A 23,458-nucleotide genomic window follows, 5' to 3' on the forward strand; every position below is an offset into this window, starting at 1 on the left:
ATTTTATTTATTATTTGAACAAATTATAAACCAAAATGACACTTGAGTAATTAATAGTCATTGAAATCTTGGCAATAAACCTTATATTGAGTACAGGTTCATACCTTTAACTGAGGAAAAGCTCATGAATAAATTTATGGTTGCAGTCTTTACGGGCATGGTGAGCATTGCTAGTTTAAGCGTACAAGCTGCAACACCTGAGCAAGAATGTCAAAAATTGCAAGACGATTACAATTTGATTTATGCATCAAAAGGCTTTTGTTTTAAAGATCCTGATGCAAAAGAGAAATATGGTAATGAAAACTGTCATACGACAAAACCAAAGTTTTCTGACAAAGAGCAGCAACGTCTTGACGCTATTAAAGAACGTCAGAAAGAATTGAAATGTAAATAATTTTAAAGGAATAATACATGGCATATGATGATCAAAATATCTTCGCAAAAATTTTACGTGGAGAACTTCCTGCGATAAAAGTCTATGAAGATGATCAAGTTCTAGCTTTTATGGATATTATGCCTCAAGCCGATGGTCATACATTAGTTATTCCAAAAACACCTGCTGTAACACTCTTAGATTTACCTCCTGAAGCAGCGGCATATACTATACAAATTGTCCAAAAGATTGCTAAGGCAATGGAAAAAGCGCTCAATTTAGAAGGTATTGTCTTAATGCAACTTTCTGGAGCAGCGGCGGGACAAACTGTCCCCCATGTTCATTTTCACCTTATTCCAACAAATGTGCATCAACTTGGACGCCATGCTGTAGAGTTAGGTGATCAAGAAAAAATTAAAGAATTAGCGGAAAAAATTAAAGCAGCTCTTTGATTTTTCAATTATTAAAGCGGAGTTTAGACTCCGCTTTTTTTCGTTTTAAGAATTATAAAAAAAGAAAAAACTAATTTATTTCTAAATTTTAAGCGTCATAAAACTGTCATTTATTCTTCACTTCCCTGTCACAAAATTTGCCGATACTGCTTAGCAAGTTGGTGAGCTTTTGTAACTTTTTGTACACAAGTCAACTACAAAATAAATAGTTAGCTAGGCATACGCCCTTTTTAAATACCTTTTGGAGAAATCTCAATGAAGAAATTGCTACTCGCTGCCGCAGTTGCAACTTTGAGCATAAACGCGGTGCAAGCAGCGCCAACTTTGTATGGCAAACTAAATGTTTCTATTAACCAAGTTGATAATAAAAATTTCGATGGAAAAAGTGACGTTACCGAAATTAACTCAAACTCTTCTCGTATTGGGGTCAAAGGCGAAGAGAAATTAACTGACAAATTATCTGCTGTTTATTTAGCCGAGTGGGCAATTTCTACTGATGGTTCAGGTTCTGATACTGACCTTAGCGCACGTAACCGTTTTATTGGTTTAAAAACTGAAGGTGTTGGTACATTAAAAGTTGGTAAGTATGACTCTTACTTCAAAACTGCTGCTGGCGGTAATCAAGACATCTTTAATGACGATACACGTTTAGATATTACTAATATCATGTATGGTGAAAACCGTTTAGACAATGTGATCGGTTTTGAATTAGACCCTAAATTATTAGCTGGTTTAACATTCAACATCATGGCTCAAACTGGTGAAAGCACTTCTGATAGCAAACCAGGTGAAACTGGTAAAGATAGCAAAAATGATAGTTTCGACTCTGTATCAACTGCGCTTGGCTACGAAAACAAAGATATTGGTTTAGCAGTAGCTGCTGCTGGTGACTTCGGTATTAAAGGTAAATATGCGGCTTATGGTCTGAAAGATGTTTATACAGATGCTTACCGTGTAACTGGTTCTTATGACATCGCAAAATCAGGTTTTGTTGTAGGTGCTTTATGGCAACATGCTGAACCTACTGATGATTTGACTGCATATGGTCAATCATATAAATCAGATGGTTCAATCGATAAAGCTGGTAAAGCTTACCGTGGTTTAGAGGAAGAAGCATATGCAGTAACAGCTGCTTATAAAATTCCTAACACTAAACTTAAAGTGAAAGCAGAATATGCTTCAGCTGAAACACAAGTAAGTGGTCAAGCAGATCGTAAAATCGACTTGTACGGTTTAGGTCTTGATTACCAAATCAATAAACAAGCTCGCTTCTACGGCATTGTTGCTCAACAAAAACGCGACTGGTTGAATGATGACGACAAGCAAACTGTGGTAGGTACTGGTATCGAATATAACTTCTAATCAGTTATGTTTGATTCCTATCTAAAATAAAAGGGCTCATGCCCTTTTATTTTATTGTTCAGATTAAAAAAGCCGATAATTTTATACCGGCTTTTTTACTTTGTAGCTTACTTTAAGAAACCACTTACAAGATTCATAACGTTTTGAATGTCTTGGTTTGCTTCCTGATGATCGGTACTATCACCCTGAGGTGTTAACGAGTCAATGACTTGAGGTAAGACTGACGCAATTGCACCGTAAACTTGCTCTTTTGGAGCTTGAGCTTGCGCAGCAACCTGCTCAATGTCAGCAGGATTAAATAAACTCTGCAATTGTTGAGTAGGAACTTCGCTATTACTTTGATTTGGATCAACCCAGCTTTGAACTTGATTACCTAAACCTGCACCTTTTAACTTTTCTAATGCAGCCTGTAAACCACCTTGTTGCTGCACCCAACCCAAGATTAAAGGCACAACTGCAATTAATAAACTTTGGACACCACCGCCTGCTTGAGGTGTGTTGTTATTGCCAGTGACTTGTCCTAATACAGAACCTAGTACGCCTCCCAGGCCACCTTGAGTACCAGATGAAGTATTACCGCCCATTTGTCCGAGTACTGAACCTAAAATTCCACCTAAACCACCTTGACCTGCTGCTTGCTGATTCCCACCTAAAGCTTGCTTAGCCAAAACTTCTACAATGTTGCTTAAATTTGTCATGTGTAACTCTTATGTATGGTTTATACATGAGCATACGCGGATTCTTGTGAAGACAGCAAAAGCCAAATTGTTAAATTTTGAAAGAGATTTAGTGCTCTTTTACCAACGGAATTTATTCCAGTTTTCTGGATTTGCCCAAAATTTTGAATTAAACCAATCTGGCACATGTTTATAGGTCAAGATGTTAAATTGCCATAAAGCAAAATCACTATCATGTGAAGTTTTATCAATGAGTTGCGTAAAACCTAAAGAACGTAATAACTGTTCATCACTGCGCTTGCTCACGACAACAATACGTTTTGCTAATAAATCTCTTAGCTTCACTAATAATTGTGATTTTTGCATATCGCTGATGTTCTGCATTTCCTCAGTATCGAACAATACAAAACCCAAATCATAACGCTGAGTAAAAGGCAGACTTAAAAGCTCAGTTACGGTAAAATAGTGCCATTGAATTGCGTTATTCTGGTCAATTTTCTGGCCAATACAAAGTGCAGTATGAATGGGCTGTTCGTTTGATAAATCGTCTAGCATAGAAGTGATGACATTTTGTTCAGCCATAACTGCAACCCTTAATTGAAAGATGTGAGTTTAAACTTTATGGAACTACAAGGCATTTGCCATAAAATGCATGCAGACCTAAAAGATGCTAGTGTAACTGATCAACAGACAACCAAGGCAAATGTTGAATACAAATTTGTATTAGACCGTTCAGAAATTGATCTTCCTTTTAATTTAGGACAAGAACTAGAAATCGAATGGACAGGTAATATTTATTGCACCTCTTGTGGCACTAAAACACCAAAATCTTATTCTCAAGGCCACTGCTTTAAATGTTTTAAAACTAAAGCAGAATGTGACCTATGTATTATGAAACCTGAAACATGTCACTATCATTTAGGCACATGTCGTGAAGATGATTTTGCCCATAATGTTTGTTTCCAGCCTCATATTGTATATTTGGCAAACTCTAGTGCTTTAAAAGTGGGAATTACCCGCGTTAGCCATATGCCAGGTCGTTGGTTAGATCAAGGCGCAACTCAAGCCTTACCTATTTTAAAAGTTGGATCACGCCGTTTATCTGGTCAACTTGAAACCATGTTTGGCTCTTTAATTGCTGATAAGACAGATTGGCGTAAACTTCTCAAAGGCGAAGCTGAACCGTTAAATATGATTGAACAGCGTGATCAATTAATTGAAGAGTTTGCACCTAAAATTCAATCTATTCGTGAGGAATTCAGTCAAAACCTTGAATTTAACGAAACTGTTGAATTATTAGAAAACGAATTACCACGTGAGTTTGTTTACCCTGTTGAACAATATCCTGAAAAAATTAAGTCTCTAAATCTGGATAAAACACCAAAAATTCGCGGTGTATTACAAGGTATTAAAGGCCAATATTTAATTTTTGACATTGGTGTTATCAACATTCGTAAATATACGGGTTACGAGCTCATCGTACGTGCATAAATAGAAAAGGCATTCATAAGAATGCCTTTTTTTATTTTTCGAGCACATTTAAGATGACTTGAACCGGATCTTCCGTATTTCCAGAAATAAGCTGTTTATGCATAGTTAAATGCTGCATCACTTGAATTTGAGCAGTTTCCACATTCATCAGTTTTTCTATTTCAGCTGCTAAGTTTTCTGCTGTTGCATCGGCTTGAATAAGTTCTTCAATTACTTTTTTACCCGCAATAATATTAGGTAAAGAATAATAAGGAATTTTCACTAAAAACTTGGCAATTAAGTAAGTTAACCAATGCAACTTATAAAAAGTCACCATCGGTCGATGCATTAACATTGCTTCTAATGTCGCCGTTCCAGATGCTAAAGCGATAATATCACTCGCATTCATGACCATACGGCCAATTTTAGATTCACTATCCGTGTTTTCTAAAATATGAATTTTTGCTTTTAACTGAGGTGCTAATTGTTCGACACCCTGCTCAATCTGTTGTTTACGAGCATCATTAATAGCGGGAATCAAAAATTGAATGTCTGGATGTTTCGTATTCAAAATATTAGCAGCACCCAGCAGCATAGGAAGAAGTCGTTCCACTTCTCCTTTTCGGCTACCTGGTAACAAAGCAATATGTTTCTGATTTTCATCAATACCTAATTGTTGTTTGGCAATTTGAATCGGATTCTCAACCGGTAATTGTTTAGCTAATGGATGTCCTACGAATGCTGCTGGAACTTCATATCGTTCATAGAAGACTTTTTCAAAAGGAAATAAGCACAGTACTAAATCGACACTCTGTTTGATGCCGTGAACACGTCCTTGACGCCATGCCCAAACCGAAGGACTCACATATTGAACAGTTTTTATTGGAAGATTCTTTTCCTTAATACTTTTTGAAAGTCTGAGGTTAAAGTCAGGTGCATCAATTCCAATAAAAATATCAACTGGGTTTTGAGTCCATTGACTGATTAGACCATCCCTCACGGCGAATAGCTTTTTTAAGTCTTTTAAGACCTCAACAATCCCCATCACAGACAGAGTTTCCATTGGGTAATAACTGTTAAAACCTTCAGCAATCATTTGAGGACCACCGATTCCCTCAAATTCGGCATCGATTCCTTGTTCTCGGAAACTACGCATAAGTTTCACACCCAGCGTATCTCCAGAAACTTCCCCAACTACAATGCCTATTTTAAGTTTTCGGTTTGCCAAGGCTATTTACCCAAGAATTTGAAATAATGCATTCTAGCATAGAGGTTTATCAATCTTGAACTTGATCTATATGTACTTACCAAGAGCAGCTACAGCACAAGCTATCTAAAATTACATTCATTCACCATCTTTTAATCTAAATTAACAATGCAATTTGAATTGTAGCTTACATTTACAAACAATAAAATAAATGAGAATTATTTACATTATCCTTAATCTTATGAATATCCCACCTCGACCATTTAAGCTTACCGTAATCGCCTGCGCGATTTGTTATGCGAACCTCTCTCATGCTCAAGAGTCAGAGGTACAATCCTTAGAGACGATCCAAGTTAAAGCATCAAATGCTGAGCAGTCTTCTGAACAAACCAAAGCATATAATGTTAAGAATTCGAGTAGCGCAACCAAGCTTAATATTGAGGCTAAAGAAACTCCTCAAACCATTAATGTCGTTACTCGTCAGCAAATTGAAGATTTTGGACTTACCAGTACCCGAGATGTTTTAAAAAATACCCCAGGTGTAACCGTATCTAATCAAGAAACTGAGCGAACCACTTATATGGCTCGCGGCTTTGAGATTTCAAATATATTGACTGACGGCGTGGGTTTTCCCCTCTCAGGTTATAACTACAACAATACGAATCCTGATACTTATTTTTATGATCGTGTAGAAGTTGTTAAAGGTGCTGATTCTTTAACTAACGCATTCGGTGACCCGAGCGCAACAATCAATAATATTAGAAAACGCCCGACTCAAGAATTCCAAGCAAGTGGCGGTGTAAGTTATGGTTCTTGGGATACTCAGCGTTATGAAGCTGATGTCTCTGGCGCAATCATACCGAGTGGAAAAGTACGTGGCCGTATTATGGGCTATGAGCAAACTGGTGATTCTTACCTTGACCGTTATTCTTCTGAGAAAAATGGTTTCGCAGGTATTATTGAAGCTGATTTAACAGATAGTACTTTACTTACCGCAGGTTATAGCCAAGAACAAAATAAACCTAATGCAAATAACTGGGGTTCTCTGCCTTTATTAGATGCCAATGGTAAACAAATTTCATATGATCGCTCATATAATCCAAACCCTGACTGGGCGCACTGGGATAATGAAACACAAAATGCTTTTGTTGAATTAAAACAAAAAATTAATGACCTATGGACGGCTAAGCTAACTTACAATTATCTTGATACGAAGCATAATAGCCGTCTTCTTTATTATTATGGTTATCCAAAAGCTGACGGTTCAGGTGTTTCTCTAACTCCTTGGGGTGGTCAAGAACATCAAGAAAAACATGCCGTAGATTTTAATCTCGAAGGTAGCTACAGACTATTTAACCGAGAACATGAGGCAACTCTAGGCTATAGCTATGTACGTAATCATCAGCAAGACAAACAATCTACAGGAACAATTAACGATAATAATGTTATAAAAGCAACCACTACGGATTGGGCAAGCTGGACACCACAATCTATAACATGGTCAGATTTTACGGAAGCCGCGAACTATAAGCAGAATATTAACTCAATCTATGCGGCGACACGTTTACATCTCAATGAAGATTTAAAACTTTTACTTGGCGCAAACTATGTTCAAGCTGAAAGTAAAGGCGAAAGTTATAGCTCTCCAATGTCATATCGTGAAAGTAAAGTCTCGCCATATGTTGGACTAACCTATAACTTTACACCTGAATATACGGGTTATATGAGTTACACCTCAATTTTCCGTCCTCAAACTGGTATTGATAAAGATACCAATCAAGCTTTAAAACCTATTGAGGGTAAAAGCTATGAAATGGGTGTAAAAAGCTCATGGCTAGATGACCGCTTAACAGGAACACTTTCAGTATTTAAAACTGAACAAAATAATTACCCTCTACGTAGCTCTGATGGAAATCCACTTAATCGAAAAGTACCAACGAGTGATTTAGAATCACAAGGGGTAGAAGTCGGCTTATCAGGTCAAATCACAAATAATGTGAATCTTTCTTTCGGCTATGCTCAATTTAGTATTAAAGATATTAAGAATGGTGGCGAGGCAAGAACTTATAATCCAAACCAGACACTTAACGTGCTAACCACCTACACGCCACCAGTTTTACCAAAGCTAAAAGTTGGTGCAGGCTTACAGTGGCAAGATGGGATAAAGTTATATGATTCAACTGTTAAAAGTACGATCAAACAAGATGCATATGCTTTAGTCAATCTAATGGCGAGCTATGAAGTCAACGATCATATTACGCTTCAAGCAAATGGTAATAATATTTTTGACAAAAAATATTTAAATAGTTTTCCAGATGGCCAAGCTTTTTATGGTCCTTCTGCCAACTATACAGTTGCTGTAAAGTTTAAATATTAATATCGTAGCCAATCCCAATTTCAGGATTGGCTTTACTTATTATTCTTTGTGTATGTGTCAGTCAAGATGTCCAAAACTGTAAATCTTCCAGTGTCATATCGTATAAAAGTTTTCTATCGATTCTTGCTAGTTTTCGGTATGGGCTTTGCCTGTATGGCCTTTTTAAGTCTTGGACTCACTGGAATTTTCCTTTTGTCCCTCGACAAAGCTGAAGCTATATATCTCGCGGCATTTATAGCGATTTTATTTTACGTCGTCTTTGTAATTGCTGGTTTCTGCATTCAATCACTTTTGAAACTCACTGGGCTGTCGATCATTTTGTGCGCCCTTTTCTTTTCTGTGTCACATATGGTGGGTTATGCATAAGGGTATACGTCAATCTATGGCATGGCTACACTCATGGACTGGCTTAATTTTTGGATGGCTCGTGTTTGCCATTTTCTTAATGGGTAGCCTATCTTATTACCGCCACGAAATTAATTTATGGATGCAACCTGCACTTGCACAATATGAAGTAAAGCAAGATATTGCTATTAAAACAGCATATCAATATTTACAAAAAAACGCTCCAGACGCCAAATCTTGGTATTTAACTGTTGCAACCCAAGAAAGTCCCGTCAACACTATGTACTGGGAAAAAGCTGACGGCGGTTATGGCAATGCCACGCTTGATGCTAACACAGGTAAAGAACTTCAACTTTCGGCGACCTTAGGCGGCGATTTTTTTTACCGTTTCCATTATCAACTTTTTGGTATTCCAATCATAGTTGGACGATTAGTAGTGTGTCTTGCCGCATTTATTATGCTGATTGCCTTGATTTCAGGCATTATTACCCACAAAAAAATATTCACCGACTTTTTTACTTTACGTACATTTAAGTCTCAGCGTTCATGGTTAGACTTTCATAATATTTCTTCAGTCGTTGCACTACCCTTCTTTTTAACCATTACTTTTACAGGCTTAGCTATTTTCTTTTATTTATATCTGCCTTGGGGAATGCAAAAAATTTACCCCCAAAACCCTTATCAGTATTTTACTGAGATTCGCACAAAGACTGTACTTGAGAATCAATCGATTCAGCCTGCTCAAAACTTAGCGATTGAAAAGTTATTAAACCAAGTTCAACAAAGTTGGGGTAATCAACCTTTATCAACGATTAGTGTAAAAAACCCAAATACTAATCAAGCTCAAATTACTTTTCTTCAAAAAAAAGATCACTCCATCACTCGTAATCAGGCTCAAATTACATTAAATGCTTCAACTGGCAAAGTCTTAGCAGATACACGTAATAATAGTCCTATTGCAACGCTAAATGCGGGTGTTTATGGCTTACACATGGCGACATTTGCTCAACCTTTACTACGCTTAGGATTCTTTTTCTCAGGCATTTTAGGCTGTGTAATGATTGCCTCTGGTTTGTTACTTTGGAGTCTTAAACGCCAAATTCAAAATAAAAATAGTAAGTTTCATTTCGGACATTATTTAGTTGACCGTTTAAATGTTGCGGCATTTGTTGGATTGCCTTGTGCAACTGTCGCCTATTTAAGCGCTAATCGGTTATTTACAGTCACTTCAACCACGATTAATTATGAAGTTTATAGCTTTTTCTTGGTTTGGTTAATCAGCTTAATCACTGCACTAATCACTAAAAAGCAGCATTTATGGCGAACTCAACTTTGCTTTTTTATTATGCTCAGTATTGCACTTCCAATCTTAAATCTAAGTTATTTGGTCAAACATGATTATGTACAAAATTTCAGTGATTATTTGACTTTTGCACGTGTAGATGTGTTTTTGTGGATATTTGCAGCATTAGCCATTTTTATATTCTGCAAAATTCAACCTATTCAGCATAAAGCCGTAGAAAAAATTCAAAAAAAACTGAATAAATTAAATACTGAGGTGAGCTCATGATTGTTATAGCTTTCATCTTAATTTTATTAGGAATGTATTTGCTGTTTATGGCGAGCGAGAAATATAGATCGCCAAAATCAACAGGACATTTCAAATTGTTGGCTCAAAAGTATTACCGCCTCTTTAAAGCCTCTGCATTCATATTATTTGGTTTATGTGCATTTATTCTTATTCACCAATATAAATTTTCAATTGGTTTTGTGAGTTGGTGGATCTTCGCAACGCCATTAACTTTTATTTTTATACTTTTAGTTAATCCATTAAAGTCATCAAAATAATCATTTTCTTTAAAAATGATGAAAAATAGTACAAGCTGAGCAAAATTTTCATTGCTTAGCTTTTTTTTGCATAAGTAAATCATTATTCATGACAACTGTTTATCTCTAAAAGGAATAAGATATCTGCGTTTCGTGATAAGTGGCGATAAAGATGTCTGGTGCTTTTGAATTTATCCTAGCGGGTATGTTAGTTGGTTTCTGTGTAGGGATTACAGGAGTTGGTGGTGGATCATTAATGACGCCAATTTTAATTAGTCTTTTTAGAATTGAACCACATATCGCAATTGGTACCGATTTACTTTATGCCGCAATTTCAAAATTTTGTGGATCAATGGTTCACGCCAGAAAGCTCAATATTGTCTGGCCAATTGTTTTATGGTTAGCCGTAGGTAGTATTCCTGCATCTTTCGGTACTGCGTGGGTACTTGAACACTATTTAAGTCAGTCTACACACTATAAGTCTGTGTTAACCATGGTGTTAGGCTTTATGCTGACTTTAACAGGTGTATCTATTATTTTCCGTTCTCGTATTGAGAAGTTCTTTAATAAATTCCGTAATAAAGAAACCATCCAAACTGAAAATGAGCAGTTAGCAATCCATAAAAAACGTAGCTTTATCGTGATTATGGGCATCATTTTAGGCGTATTCGTAACTCTTTCCTCGGTTGGTGCCGGTGCATTTGGGATTATGGCACTCGTGATCATGTTCCCGAACTTACCAATGATTCGCATTATCGGATCAGATGTTGTACATGCTGTATTGCTCACCTTAGTCGCTGGCCTAGGACACATGAGTGCGGGTAACGTCGACTTTAACCTTCTAATGTGGTTATTAGTGGGTTCGATTCCGGCAATTATCATTGGCACATTAATTAGCTCTCGTATGCCGGAACGTTTAATCCGAAAAATTTTAGGGATTACCCTATTTGCTCTCGGTGTTAACTTTATGGTTCACCCAGTCAAAGCAAAACCGAAAGCACCTGTGGTACAACAACAAGCCGTGGTTGCCGAAAAAACAAGCAACCCGACTGAAAGATAGCAAAATCAATAGGATTTTTCCAAACTGAAATACCATGCGATGTAGTATTTTCATAATTATTTCATGGTATATTCAGTACACAAAACAACCTTTAGTATGATCGAACCAGTGACAGCAATGACTACACATTTAAATTCCGTTTCAAAGCCAGATATCGACGACGTTAATATTAAAAGCATTCAAACTCTTGTAACACCAAATGAGCTTAAGTCAGAACTTCCTTTATCTGATGTTGCTTCACAAACTGTTCTAAAAGGCCGCGAAACTATTCGTAATATTTTAGATGGTTCAGATAAGCGTCTGTTTGTCGTTATTGGTCCTTGCTCTATTCATGATCCAAAAGCTGCTCACGAATATGCTGATCGCTTAAAAGCGCTAAGCGAAAAGGTTAAAGATACTCTATATCTAGTTATGCGTGTTTACTTTGAAAAACCACGTACAACAATTGGTTGGAAAGGTCTAATCAATGACCCAGATATGAATGATTCATTTAACATTGAAAAAGGTTTACGTATTGGTCGTAAGCTGTTGCTTGAATTAAATGAAAAAGGTTTACCATGTGCAACTGAAGCACTTGATCCTAACTCACCACAGTATTACCAAGACTTAATTTCATGGTCTGCGATTGGTGCACGTACAACCGAAAGTCAAACTCACCGTGAAATGTCTTCTGGTCTATCTTCACCAGTAGGTTTTAAAAATGGTACAGATGGTGGTTTAACTGTTGCAACCAATGCGATGCAATCTGTTAAATATGGCCATAGTTTCTTAGGCTTGAACGAAGATGGACAAGTTTCAATTATCAATACCAGTGGTAACCCTTATGCACACGTTGTATTACGTGGTGGTAATGGTAAACCAAACTATGACGCAGGCTCGGTTGCAGAAGCAGAAAATGCTTTAGCAAAAGCTAAAGTTAGCAATAAAATCATGATCGATGCGAGTCACGCCAACTCAAATAAAGACCCGTACTTACAACCGCTTGTGCTTAAAAATATTACTGAACAAATTTTAGATGGTAATAAATCAATTGTCGGTATTATGGTTGAAAGTCACTTAAAAGGTGGTCGCCAAGATATTCCTGAAAATCTTTGTGATCTTGAATATGGTAAATCAGTAACTGATGGCTGTATTGACTGGGAAACTACCGAGAAGACATTGCTTGAAATGCATGAAGCTTTAAAAGAAGTTTTGCCAAATCGCTAATTCATATTTTTAAGATTGAAAATTAAGCCCTCATTCTTGAGGGCTTTTTTTATTTTTGGGTGAAATTCAAAATCAAATTAAATAAAAATAACTCACAACAAAAGCAAAAAGCAGCACGGTTTCACTTAGCTCAATCGCTGCACCGACTGTATCCCCGGTAATACCACCTATTCTTTTTATAAACAGATGTCTTAAGCAAACAAGACTGATTAAAAAACCAATGATGGCAATAAGTCCTTGCCATTCCCAATAAAAAGGTAGTAGCAGAACTAACCCTGTTACTGTCCATGCAGCTGTTTTGGGTAAATGGTCTGTCAAAGAACGGCCTAAGCCTTTTTCGCGAACATATGACGTAGTTAAAAACAAAATAGATGGCACCACACGGCCAAGGATGGGAACAAAGACTAAAAATAACGTTTGATGCTGTTCAATCAACACATAAATCAGTGCAAATTTGAGTAAACAAATAATGACTAAACTGAGTACTCCAATTGGGCCACAACTTGGATCCTTCATGATTTGTAAAGTACGCAGCTTGTCACCAAAACCACCTACCCACGCATCTGCAGTATCCGCTAGCCCATCTAAATGCAATCCACCTGTCAGCCAAATCCATAAAGTGAGTATGATTGCAGCAACTAAAAGAATAGGTAACTTGGCTAAAAGGCAGGCCACAATAAAAAGTAAGCCACCAATAATGAGGCCAACCAGTGGATAAAACAGCATAGCCCGACCATTTTGTTGCGCCGTCGGTATTGTCTTTAGTTCAATAGGCAGAACAGTTAAAAATTGCAATGCAATCCAAAAAGGTGTCATATCCAAGTCTCTAACTGATCTATATTTAAAAACAAATAGAATTATGAAGAAATAAAAATGGGAATAGCAATCCCTATTCCCATTAAAGACTTCAAAAACTGAAAATCTATTGCATTTGATAGCACTGTTTCAATTTAATGTAGTCGTAGTAAAAACTGGTTGGTGTGTAACGTGCATAGTTACAAGCAGATTTAAATAAAGTCTCTTTTTCGTTATAAAGCATTTTGACCAAAGTATTGCCTTGGCTATTTTGATAAATATCCCACTGTACATTTGCCGCCATAGGTGAAACTACTTCACCACGCCATGTACTTGTTGAATAATTATAAGTCTGGCGAAGTGGCAAAGGTTGCATCATATTATGCAAATCTAAGCTGGTCGCCAAAGGAATAATAATTTCAGCATGGGCAAAACGTAAAACGGCTTTATAAGGCTGGGCTTTATTCACCACAGCATCAACTTGTTGGAATAGATCTTGTTTTAAACCTTGGGCGATTTCACGGGTGACTTGATTTGACTCTGTAAAACTTGGGCCTTTTTCATAAAAATCATTGGCATCATTAAATTCAGCATAAAACTTTGCGGCTTCTAACGGTATATATTTATCAAAATCAACACCTTTTAACTCTTCTTTCATACCGCCAGAAATTGAATAGAGTTCATAAACATAAGCTGCTGCATCAACTGCACTTGCAATTGTATTTTTACCCTTACCTTTTTCTGTAATTTGCTCACCTTTTGGGGAAGTTACCGTAAAAGATCCGGTATTGCTAAAGTTATAACCTGTTGTACCAAGTTTTTTAATAAATTCTGCTTTAAAAATCGGGTTCAGTACTGTTTGAGCAATTTTTTCAGCTTGAGTATTCTTTGATAACTCATCCAACTTTTGGGCTAAATCTTTATTGTTTTCTTCAAAATCTTGATAGACCTGACTAGCATCATAAATTTTCTGCTGACTAGCACTCAGTGGTTGATTTAAGTCCTCACCTGCATTCAAACTATGAAAGTAAAGTTTAAAACGATCAACGCCACCATCTTCAATGCTTGGTACACTTTCACTCGATAAACTAGTATAAGTCGCTGGAACAATTTTATCTTTAAGCTGAGACTGTTGTTTGATGAGTTCAGCAGTAAAAAATTTAGCACTATCAACCGCACGATCTACCCCAGAACTCTGTACCAATATAGAGGCTTCGGAATTTAAAAGAGTTGGTAAGCGTTGTAATAAACGATCTGCAATGCCACGGTGTTCTAAAATACCAGTCATGGTTTCGTTTCCATAACCATACTGGCGGATTCCTTCTACACCATAGCCTAATAAGATATTGGCTTTCATCATTGCTTCTAAATCAGCACCTAATTGTTCACCTAACGGTGTTAAGGCATTTTCTGCTTTTGCCTGTTTCCATAAATTATAAAGTGCTAAATCATATTTCAGACTTGAGAGTCCTCTCGAACCATGGCGTGCTACTAACTCAGTAAAAACAGGCTGGAATCCATTTGGCACTTGTTCGTAGCTTTTTAAGTCTTGTTGCGGTTGGTAAGGTGTTTTTGTTTGATAATATTTTGATTGGTTTGTAGACGGTGGGTTTTGAACACCTTGATCATTATTATCGTTACAAGCCGCAAGTAATAATGAAGCTGAAAGAATCGTTGTTTTAAATAAAATATTCATAAGTCAGATAGTTTATTAATTAGAAATGTTCGTATCTTAGATTTTAATAATGACAGTTCTATTACTTTAAAGTAAATATCTGTATAAAAATAATAACTTACAAGTGTATAGAAATATAAAAAGGCTATATCAATATAAAGTTTAATTGATCATCTTTTTCATAAAATTCGAGTGAATATAATTTTCCAAGCTCTGCAGGCATTTTGAGTAACTCATCTAAAGATTGTTGTCTGGCTAAACAAGTCAATAGCTTAATCACACCGCCATGTGTAACAACCAATGCATGCTGTAAGTTTTGTTGTTGCATATGTGCAAGTAAATCCTGAAAACCTTTAAGAACCCTTGTTTGAAACTCCATCAATGTTTCTGCGCGAGGTGGACAATATTGACTTGGCTTTTGCCAAAAATTTGCCAGTAATTCTGGTGAGGTGTCATAAATTTGCTGAGTTGAGATGCCTTCCCAATCTCCAAAATACATTTCTTTTAAGTCATGATTTAAAAATAAAGGGAGTCCAGTTGTCTTCGCAAGTTGCTCAGCAAAACAAGCGCAACGCTTTAATGAGGAACTTATAATGACATCCCATGACTGACTTGCAACTTGCTCAATGGTTGAATGCATCTGCTGCCAACCTTTTGCTGTTAACTCATCATCTAAATGGCCACGTAAAGTATGGCTATATTGACTTTCACCATGTCTAAGCAAATCAATTTTAAATTTGCTCAATTTTATCCCCGCTTACAGCAGCTTGGGCAAAGGTAGCCATTTGGTTATGTAATACGCATGCCATTTTGACTAATGCCAAAGCAGCACCTGCACCACTCCCTTCACCTAAACGCAAATTCATCTTTAAAATTGGGTCAGCATTGAGTTCTTGTAAAATACGCTGATGGCCATATTCTGCCGATTGATGACCAAATAACATCCAGCCACGTACTTTAGAATTCATTCGTACTGCACATAAAGCTGCTACAGAACTAATAAAACCATCAACAATGATAGGTAACCCCACTTGCGCACAGCGAATGTAAGCACCGACGATTGCTGCAATTTCTAAACCACCAACTGCGCACAATGTTTTGAAAACATCACCAATAACATGTTTATGATGAAGCTCGATTGCTTGTTCAATTACTTCAATTTTATGTCTTAACTGATCGGCGCCAATTCCTGTACCAACTCCAGTCAATTGCTCGGCAGTATCATTTAATAAAAGGCATGCTAAAGCAGAGGCAGAACAGGTATTTCCGATTCCCATTTCACCCGCAATATAAATATCTGCGCCATTGGCCTTAGCCATATCTACGCTTTTTTTACCTAACTCTAAAGCAGCACGACATTCGTCAGCATTCATCGCAGCTTGTTTGGCAAAATTTGCAGTACCAGCACGGATACAATGACATTCAACGCCTGCATATTCGTATGCTTCACCGACTGTACCGCAATCAATGACCTGCAAATGAGCTTGATGATATTTGGCAATGACACTAATTGCTGCACCACCAGTCGTGAAATTTTGCAGCATTTGACGAGTTACGGCTTGAGGATATGCAGAGATATTTTCTTCAACCACTCCATGATCGCCTGCAAAAATTGTAATCCATGGGTGGCTAACTTGTGGATATGCATTTGACTGTAAACTGGCAAGTTTAACTGCTATCAGTTCTAAATCACCTAAGGCACCAGTAGGTTTAGTGAGTTGGAGTTGGTGGTGCTCAGCTTGTTGTTTTGCATCTAAATTAGGTTGCTTTATAGATTCTAACCACCAGTTCATTTTATTTCTCACCTTTTAAAATCATTGGAAAACCAGCCACACAAAACACAACTTTATCTGCAATTTGTCCTAATGCTTGATGTAGCCTTCCTGCTTCATCTACAAAACGGCGACTAATCTCACCAAGTGGCACCACCCCCAACCCAGTTTCATTACTTACTAAAATGATTTCTGACTGAAGTGTGGGTAAAACTTTTAACAGCTGCTCACACTCAAATTGTTGAACATTCTGATCTTCTAACATTAGCAAATTGGTTAGCCAAAGCGTTAAACAATCCACTAAAATAATTTGGTTAGGTCGATCAATTCGTTGCAGAGTTTTTGCTAAAAATAATGGTTCTTCAACCAAAAACCAGTGAGCAGGACGCTGATTTTGATGATGCATAATTCGGTTTTGCATTTCTGGATCAAGCGCTTGCGCCGTCGCCACATAAGTGACAGCTAATTGCATAGATATTGCCGTTTGTTCAGCCAGTCGGCTTTTACCAGAACGGGCACCACCTAAAATCAATTGCAACATGAATCACCTAAAAACAAATGCTGATATGGATATAATTTACCTTGTAAAGATTGAGCCTGATAATAACCAAACGTTAAATGCTCAACTTTAAGGTCAAATTCAGCTCTTTTGTATTGTACAGGTAATTGAAAAATTTTTTGTAAAATCAAATCACTACTATAATCTTTTTTATATAGCCCTAATGTGATGTGCGGACAATAATCTAAAGCCGCAATTTCATTAGAAACTAGGCCAAGCTTTTGGCGTATATGAGATAAGATATTTTCAGTGTCTTGGATTTCTACAAATAAAGCACTAGTAAAACTATCAACTGAACCAATTTTTAATCGAAATGGTGCAATATTTTCTTTTTTTAAAGTTTCGCTTTGCTGCTCAAATTCACTGAAACTAAAGTCATCACTATAAGTTTTAGTCTCGTTAGTTAAAAATCCACATATAAACAATGTGACATGAAATTGACGAAGATTGGGTTCTAATAACAACTCTGAAAAATGCGCACGTAAAGTATTTAGATAGTTAACTAATTTTTGATCATTAATTTCTAAATACCATAAAGCATAATTTTGACGCCCAAGGTGCCATTCAGAATAATCCCGTATAGATGTTGGCACCATGAAAGTCGAAGGTTTTAGCAGCACAGCTTTAATTCAAAATCATTTATGTTTCGTATTAAAGCATGTTTGCCTTTTAGTTGTGGGATTAATTACTTAAAAGAACTTAAGCATATTGAGTGCGTGTAGTTTTGGAGTTAATCATATTCATTTCCAAAGGTTGTTTGCCTTGTTCAGAAAATAAATATTGGACTAATTCCGTTAACTCAGCTTTAAGTTGGCTTTTTTGAGTCGTACTCATATCCAATTTCTGAATTTGCTGGTGTAAATGTTTAATTGCATCAGTCTCTTCAATTTCTAAAAATTGAATCGCATAGGCATAACCTAAAGCAGCTCCTTTTAATAGATTTTTATAAGGCAAATCATGGCTAATATTTACCTCAATTGATGCAATTACTCTTTCATTATGAGTTAATTTTCGTAGTGGATCTCTCGCTACTCGTTGACAAGGGTCTTTAAATGCATATTCGCATGAGTCTAAAAAGCTTTGTGCTATTCGATCTAGATCTTTTGCATAATTAGGTAAGACTATGGCAAGGCCCTGTTTTACTTCTCTAATTAAGTTCTCTGCAAATGCTTTAACCGAATGATCTCCCATTGCAACACCAATAGATTCATACCCCATTAATGAGGCATACCAGGCAAGCATGGCATGTACGCCATTCCATAGACGGTTTTTGATTAATTGGATGTCCGTAATCTGACTAACCAAGACAACTTGACGTAGCTTTTCGAGTAAAGGACTGCCTTTCTCTACATAAATTGGCATATCCGTTTCGCTATGAAACAGAATTAAGTCCATACTTTGTAAAATATGTCCTGGCTGGAAATTACGGCGCATGTTATCAATATATACGGAAGCCTGATTTTGCTGATCTTGGGTCAGTTTATTGCACTCTTCAATTTCGACCTGTTCTTCATGCTCCACATCAGATAAATGCTGTTCAAGAAAATGGTGCTTAATACGAAGTTGGCGATATAAACTCTGATTAGATAGCTTTGAAACCATGCGGTTTACAACGGTGTCGCAAAAGTAATGTTCTTTTAAAATATGCTCAGTAACATCTTCATCGTTGGTTAACTCTAGTAGAGCTTCTTTAAGATGCTTCATAACCAAATATTTCGCGCCTACTTTATTTAAAATAATTAGAAAAGTGAGCGGTTCAATACATGTTTTAAGTGGCGAGTTAAAACGTGCATACAGCCCTTTTGCAATTATTTTTGATTCAGCTTCAATAGCTTGCTCAGGTAAACAAAGTGCAATCAAACTGGAATGAGTATACATCTCTAACATTTGTTGTTCATTTTCAGAATCAACAATGGTCATATTCTCAATACGTTCATCATAAGAAAATTGCCCATAGCGAATACTATAGTTCCCAAATGCATTTACAGCTTCGCGAAAAAGACTATTTCGTGTAGAAGCAATAATTCTCTTTGGTTTTGTGTATCCATCCCAATGTGACAAGATCTGTGCTATGTAACCACCACCAATAGCACCGAAACCATGTATCCCAACTGTCAATTGATTCAAACTTTGAGGAAAAGGTTCCTGTATTTCAGGCATATCCATAACAGGAATAAATTGGTCGAGATCTGTTAAGAAGTCATACATCTGGTCATAATAAAAATGCGCTTTTTCCAGCATTTCATCATTAGGCTCTTTAATATCTTTTAATAAAATCGTTAGACCTTTTGAAGTGTGAGCTGAGGTTAAACCATTTTCAGAATCTTCAAACATAAGACACTGATTAGCGTCTAAGTGAAGTTGGCTAGCAGCTTTCAAAAAGATTTCTGGATGTGGCTTTCCTTGTTCTACTTCATCACCACAGGTAATTACATCAAAAAATTTATATACATTGGCATTAATTAAATATTCTTCGGCAATTGCTCTACGGCTTGACGTGGCAACAGCCATTCTTAACCCGGATTTTCGTAAACGTTCTAGAACCTGAACTAAACCTTTTTTGATAGGCACGCCGTGTTTTCGAATATGTTCGAGTTCCATCTCATCAGCTTTTTTTCGAATTTCTTTATAGGGAACATTTACACCATATAACCGTTGAGCTAATTGCTCAGCAGTAGTTGCACTTAAACCCAAACATTGCATTAAATATTCGTGAGAAAACTCCTGCCCAATGAGTTCTTGAGATGCCTGTTGCAATGTTTGAAACCGTAATCGCTCAGTGTCAAACATTGTCCCATCCATATCGAAGATAGCTCCATGAACAGGTTTTCCATGAAAAATAAGCACGTTTTTACCTCTTTTTTTTGATCATGTTCTATTCAGGGTATACAAAAAAATTCCTAAAAAGGTAGGATGTTAATAAATGAAACATTAGTGGTTATTTTTTAATCAAAAATATAATCCATCTGTTACTCAGTAGAGTTAAAAGTCTAAAACAGTTGAAATATATGAATAACTATGAAATTAACCTTAAATACAAAAGCAGCAGGCCTTCCTCGCCTGCTGCTTTTGTTTAGTTCTTTTTGTTGCGCTGATAATGTTTATTTTTATTAGTTCCATTTACCGCTAGTTGAACCTGCCTGTTGTTATAATATCTTGCAGGCGCTCACATACCAGAAATCAACTCATCTTTCAGCGTTATTGTTATTGGAGTCGCTGGTATAACTTTAAATCGATTAAAAACTTAACGTTAGAGTGGTACGCACTATAATTAATTTTTAGAACCCTCCTTAACTCCCAATAAGGATAATGATAATCATTTTCATTTATTGATGCAAGTTTATTTTGCTATTTTTTTATATTTATTAAGGAATACCTATAATTTATAGATATTCCCTATATTGCTTCACATTAATAATTAAATGTATAACTAAGACCGTAAGTACGTCCTTCAGCTGGAATACTTTCTACAAGCCCATATACTTTTTCTGCTTGTTGACTATAGACAGTTCGATAGTCTCTATTCCAAACATTATATACACCAAAATCTATACGTCCTTTCCATGCTGGAAAATGTGCCAACACATCCATCGTGCTATAGCCTTTAATTTTTACAGCTGAAAGTGAGCCATCTTTTACGGCTTCATTTGTACCTTTTATAGCAAGCATTTGCACACGAGTTCCATATCCCTCATCACTGTTCCATTCAGCAAAAATAGTACCTTTTATTGGTGAAACCTGAAAAGCATTTAACTCTTTCCATTTACCATCCGTATCTTTATATTGACCTCGCGTATAACCAAGCGTCCCCCCAACTTTAAACTCATCCATAAATGGGTAGGTCACCGTTAGTTCAGCACCATATACACGCTGGTCTTTGTCCATAACTTCAGCAACAGTTTCTTTATTACTATTCTTGTAGAACTGAACCACTTTGTCTGAGGTATTATAGAAACCTGTTATACCTAGATTTAGGCTCTGCTCCCCTTGTAAACGCCAGCCTAGTTCATAGCTGTTTACACTAATAGGTTGGATATTAGCTGTTGAAATATTAAATGCATCACGCATCATTCGTTGTACATCTGGAAAACTAAAACCTTGAGAGAAATTAGCAAATATTTGCTGCTCATCTGTTAATTTATATATCGCTCCCAAATTGAATAAAACAGCATCGTCATTTACAGATCCGCTTGGCTGTATTCCATTTTTAGTCGAATATTGTTCGGTTTCAGCTTTAATATATTGATAACGAGTACCAGCTTGTACGTTCATGCGCTCTGTTAAAGAGTAATCACCTTGTAGAAAAACGCCAGCACTTTGAATTGTTGTATTTGGGCCAGCATCGGAAGTTTTACCAGTAGGTTTATATATCAAACCTGTATTAAATGCTGTGAAGTGCTCATAATGTTGATGATCTTTTTCATGTTCATAATCTAAACCATAAGTTAAATTAAGATCACGATTCATAATATTCAAATCAGTTTGTAACGTTGAGCGCAGACCAGCAACTTCGATTTCAGATTGAGACTGTTTTGCTTCTGTGCCTTCTCCTCCTAAAAAGACTGGAAAGAAACGAGTACTTTCTTTACGGTAATATCCTTCGAGATTTAGGATCTGACCTAAAATATCTTTATTTTGATATTGAGTATTAAATGCATAGCGCTCTGTAAAAGGTTGATTAGTTATTTCTAATCCCTTTTTTCCAATATAGGAGTTAGGCGCTCCTCCATAAATATAATTTTTTCCATAATCTGGACCATAATTCGTATCCTGTTCATCTTTATAGTACTGTGCACCCAAACTTAGTGATTGGTTATCGGTTAAATCTATATTTAGACGACTGTTAATATCAACTGTATCGGTGTCAGGGCGGCTTCCCTGCATAGGTGCTATAGCAATACGATCACCATGACTATCAACCTGAGTTCCACGGCTAGTAAAATTAGCTCCCAAGAAACCATTTATATTATCTTTATTAAATGAAATAGATTGACCAATTTCATAAGCTAGGCTATCTCCACGGAATGTATCAGAAGATGTAATACCAAGTTTGGTCTCAAAACTTACAGGTTTAGTCGAGTCAGCACGTTTCGTAATAATATTAATGATCCCACCGGTAGAACCAGATCCATAAATACTCGTAGCTCCAGCAAGGACTTCAATACGTTCAATCATGCCTGGGCTAATACTATTTAACTGTCGAGCGACATCGCGTGATCCATTTTGCGATACTCCGTCAATCATGATCATGACATCGCGACCGCGCATTGTTTGCCCATAGTTAGTAGTCGTTCCACTACTCACGCCTAGTGATGGAACTAACTGAGCTAGAATATCGGCAATTTTTCGTCCAGCTGTAGCCTGTTGTTCAATTTGCTGCTTTTCAATCGTTTGAACTGTACTTGCAATTTCAGCAATATTTTTTGGTGTTCTTGTCGCCGTCACTATAATTTTTTGCAATTGTGCTACAGGCTTTTGTGTCGTTTGATTATTAATGGATTCTTCTTGAATATTTGTATTCGCATAAACCTGTTGTGTAAATATTGCTGTTAGAGCAAGACAGCAAGGTTTTAATTTAAAATATTGTGATTCAGCACGCATTAGATGATTTGAGTTTGTCCCAACCTTTTTATATTGATGCATTTTTCCCTTTCTCCTAGCCCAAAAATCATTAGTTAAATTTTATAAAGCTCGGAATAATACTAAATATAAATAATAATGAGAATTGTTTTTATTAAATAAATCCTACTTATATTATCGGGAAATTAATTAATTAGATGAGATAAGAAAGAGATTGATTTTACTCATCAATTACATCAACAAATTGAGCGTTTAAGAGTTGTGCTAAATCTTTAGGGTTTAAGCCAATATCTAATCCCCGTTTCCCGCCACTCACATAAATTTTGCTGAACTCTTGTGCAGATGCATCAATAACAGTTTTTAAACGTTTCTTTTGACCTAAAGGACTGATTCCTCCGACTAAATACCCTGTTAGACGCTCAGCATCTTTAGGGTTAGCCATCTGCAATTTTTTACAGCCAAATGCCGTAGCTACTTTTTTCAAATTTAATTGATGATTAACTGGCAATACAGCGACAAAATAATTCTTATCGTCGCTCACCATTAAGGTTTTGAATACTTCCCTTACGTCTAAATTTAGTTTTTCTGCGGCTTCTAGTCCAAAACTTTTAGCATTTGAATCATGTTCATATTCATGGATTGAAAATTCAATTTTATTACTTTTTAACAGTCTACATGCAGGAGTCATAATAAGTAGTGTTAGGGATGAAATTGTTTCGAT

General features: G+C 36.5%; 22 protein-coding genes and 1 pseudogene. 10 read left to right on the forward strand and 13 right to left on the reverse strand.

Going from position 1 to position 23,458, the window contains the following annotated elements; all coding sequences use genetic code 11:
• The first annotated feature begins 124 nt into the window (after positions 1–124).
• The 3 genes from KTI78_RS05940 (at position 125) to KTI78_RS05950 (ending at position 2,187) form a co-directional block, all read left to right on the forward strand.
• The gene (locus tag KTI78_RS05940; RefSeq protein WP_130172713.1) at positions 125–394 is read left to right on the forward strand and encodes a YARHG domain-containing protein; all 270 of its coding nucleotides are present in this window, start codon (positions 125–127) and stop codon (positions 392–394) included.
• 17 nt (positions 395–411) lie between these two features.
• Complete coding sequence (locus tag KTI78_RS05945) at positions 412–825, forward strand: HIT family protein (RefSeq protein WP_016141126.1); 414 nt, start codon at positions 412–414, stop codon at positions 823–825.
• Between the two features lie 255 nt (positions 826–1,080).
• Entirely contained in the window at positions 1,081–2,187 is a 1,107-nt protein-coding gene (locus KTI78_RS05950; RefSeq protein ID WP_016141127.1) for a porin, read from the forward strand.
• A gap of 107 nt (positions 2,188–2,294) precedes the next feature.
• Here the strand turns inward: KTI78_RS05950 and KTI78_RS05955 are convergent, their stop codons facing one another.
• Both KTI78_RS05955 and KTI78_RS05960 read right to left on the reverse strand, forming a co-directional pair.
• Positions 2,295–2,885, reverse strand: coding sequence for a YidB family protein (locus KTI78_RS05955; RefSeq protein ID WP_262445521.1), 591 nt, complete (start codon positions 2,883–2,885; stop codon positions 2,295–2,297).
• 99 nt (positions 2,886–2,984) lie between these two features.
• Positions 2,985–3,446 carry a DUF6231 family protein gene (locus KTI78_RS05960; RefSeq protein ID WP_016141129.1) on the reverse strand — a complete coding sequence of 154 codons (462 nt, stop codon included), beginning with the start codon at positions 3,444–3,446 and terminating at the stop codon, positions 2,985–2,987.
• Between the two features lie 39 nt (positions 3,447–3,485).
• Here KTI78_RS05960 and KTI78_RS05965 point away from each other — a divergent pair, with 39 nt between their 5' ends.
• A complete protein-coding gene (locus tag KTI78_RS05965; RefSeq protein ID WP_262445522.1) occupies positions 3,486–4,355 on the forward strand; it encodes a DUF2797 domain-containing protein in 870 nt (289 codons plus the stop codon).
• Positions 4,356–4,386: 31 nt separating this feature from the next.
• On the opposite strand, the gene lpxB is transcribed toward KTI78_RS05965, so the two are convergent.
• Positions 4,387–5,562 (reverse strand): lipid-A-disaccharide synthase, encoded by a 1,176-nt coding sequence (lpxB, locus tag KTI78_RS05970; RefSeq protein WP_262445523.1) that lies wholly within the window; start codon positions 5,560–5,562, stop codon positions 4,387–4,389.
• Between the two features lie 220 nt (positions 5,563–5,782).
• Between lpxB and KTI78_RS05975 the strand changes: the two genes are divergently transcribed.
• From KTI78_RS05975 to KTI78_RS05990, 4 genes are all read left to right on the forward strand, one after another.
• Positions 5,783–7,918 carry a TonB-dependent siderophore receptor gene (locus tag KTI78_RS05975; RefSeq protein WP_262445524.1) on the forward strand — a complete coding sequence of 712 codons (2,136 nt, stop codon included), beginning with the start codon at positions 5,783–5,785 and terminating at the stop codon, positions 7,916–7,918.
• A 66-nt stretch (positions 7,919–7,984) separates the two neighbouring features.
• The gene (locus KTI78_RS05980; protein ID WP_239968662.1) at positions 7,985–8,284 is read left to right on the forward strand and encodes a hypothetical protein; all 300 of its coding nucleotides are present in this window, start codon (positions 7,985–7,987) and stop codon (positions 8,282–8,284) included.
• A complete protein-coding gene (locus tag KTI78_RS05985) occupies positions 8,277–9,833 on the forward strand; it encodes a PepSY-associated TM helix domain-containing protein (RefSeq protein ID WP_262445526.1) in 1,557 nt (518 codons plus the stop codon). The genes KTI78_RS05980 and KTI78_RS05985 overlap by 8 nt, the downstream gene beginning before the upstream one ends.
• Entirely contained in the window at positions 9,830–10,111 is a 282-nt protein-coding gene (locus KTI78_RS05990) for a DUF1634 domain-containing protein (RefSeq protein WP_262445527.1), read from the forward strand. The genes KTI78_RS05985 and KTI78_RS05990 overlap by 4 nt, the downstream gene beginning before the upstream one ends.
• On the opposite strand, the pseudogene KTI78_RS05995 reads toward KTI78_RS05990, so the two are convergent.
• A pseudogene (locus KTI78_RS05995) lies at positions 10,086–10,201 on the reverse strand (hypothetical protein). The gene KTI78_RS05990 and the pseudogene KTI78_RS05995 overlap by 26 nt on opposite strands.
• A gap of 61 nt (positions 10,202–10,262) precedes the next feature.
• Between KTI78_RS05995 and KTI78_RS06000 the strand changes: the two are divergent.
• Both KTI78_RS06000 and KTI78_RS06005 read left to right on the forward strand, forming a co-directional pair.
• Positions 10,263–11,150, forward strand: a complete 888-nt coding sequence (locus KTI78_RS06000; RefSeq protein WP_239968656.1) for a sulfite exporter TauE/SafE family protein — start codon at positions 10,263–10,265, stop codon at positions 11,148–11,150.
• A 96-nt stretch (positions 11,151–11,246) separates the two neighbouring features.
• Complete coding sequence (locus KTI78_RS06005) at positions 11,247–12,356, forward strand: 3-deoxy-7-phosphoheptulonate synthase (protein WP_025470309.1); 1,110 nt, start codon at positions 11,247–11,249, stop codon at positions 12,354–12,356.
• Positions 12,357–12,428: 72 nt separating this feature from the next.
• Here the strand turns inward: KTI78_RS06005 and KTI78_RS06010 are convergent, their stop codons facing one another.
• The 9 genes from KTI78_RS06010 to ybaK all read right to left on the reverse strand — a co-directional run bounded on the left by KTI78_RS06010 (position 12,429) and on the right by ybaK (position 23,425).
• The gene (locus KTI78_RS06010) at positions 12,429–13,172 is read right to left on the reverse strand and encodes an adenosylcobinamide-GDP ribazoletransferase (RefSeq protein WP_262445528.1); all 744 of its coding nucleotides are present in this window, start codon (positions 13,170–13,172) and stop codon (positions 12,429–12,431) included.
• Positions 13,173–13,278: 106 nt separating this feature from the next.
• A complete protein-coding gene (locus tag KTI78_RS06015; RefSeq protein ID WP_262445529.1) occupies positions 13,279–14,847 on the reverse strand; it encodes a histidine-type phosphatase in 1,569 nt (522 codons plus the stop codon).
• A 124-nt stretch (positions 14,848–14,971) separates the two neighbouring features.
• Positions 14,972–15,571 (reverse strand): histidine phosphatase family protein, encoded by a 600-nt coding sequence (locus KTI78_RS06020; RefSeq protein WP_262445530.1) that lies wholly within the window; start codon positions 15,569–15,571, stop codon positions 14,972–14,974.
• Positions 15,558–16,619, reverse strand: coding sequence for a nicotinate-nucleotide--dimethylbenzimidazole phosphoribosyltransferase (gene cobT, locus KTI78_RS06025; protein WP_262445531.1), 1,062 nt, complete (start codon positions 16,617–16,619; stop codon positions 15,558–15,560). Before cobT ends, KTI78_RS06020 begins: the two co-directional genes overlap by 14 nt.
• A gap of 1 nt (position 16,620) precedes the next feature.
• Positions 16,621–17,139 carry a bifunctional adenosylcobinamide kinase/adenosylcobinamide-phosphate guanylyltransferase gene (gene cobU / locus KTI78_RS06030; protein ID WP_262445532.1) on the reverse strand — a complete coding sequence of 173 codons (519 nt, stop codon included), beginning with the start codon at positions 17,137–17,139 and terminating at the stop codon, positions 16,621–16,623.
• Positions 17,127–17,753, reverse strand: a complete 627-nt coding sequence (locus tag KTI78_RS06035; RefSeq protein ID WP_262445533.1) for a 2'-5' RNA ligase family protein — start codon at positions 17,751–17,753, stop codon at positions 17,127–17,129. The genes cobU and KTI78_RS06035 overlap by 13 nt, the downstream gene beginning before the upstream one ends.
• A 103-nt stretch (positions 17,754–17,856) precedes the next feature.
• Complete coding sequence (gene mtlD, locus KTI78_RS06040) at positions 17,857–20,004, reverse strand: bifunctional mannitol-1-phosphate dehydrogenase/phosphatase (protein WP_262445534.1); 2,148 nt, start codon at positions 20,002–20,004, stop codon at positions 17,857–17,859.
• Between the two features lie 564 nt (positions 20,005–20,568).
• Positions 20,569–22,800: a TonB-dependent receptor gene (locus KTI78_RS06045; RefSeq protein WP_262445536.1), complete on the reverse strand. Its 2,232-nt coding sequence runs from the start codon at positions 22,798–22,800 to the stop codon at positions 20,569–20,571.
• Positions 22,801–22,957: 157 nt separating this feature from the next.
• Positions 22,958–23,425: a Cys-tRNA(Pro) deacylase gene (gene ybaK, locus KTI78_RS06050; RefSeq protein WP_016141145.1), complete on the reverse strand. Its 468-nt coding sequence runs from the start codon at positions 23,423–23,425 to the stop codon at positions 22,958–22,960.
• Between the last annotated feature and the right edge of the window lie 33 nt (positions 23,426–23,458).

It is taken from the genome of Acinetobacter sp. WU_MDCI_Abxe161 (assembly GCF_025514355.1).
Lineage (GTDB): Bacteria > Pseudomonadota > Gammaproteobacteria > Pseudomonadales > Moraxellaceae > Acinetobacter > Acinetobacter pittii_E.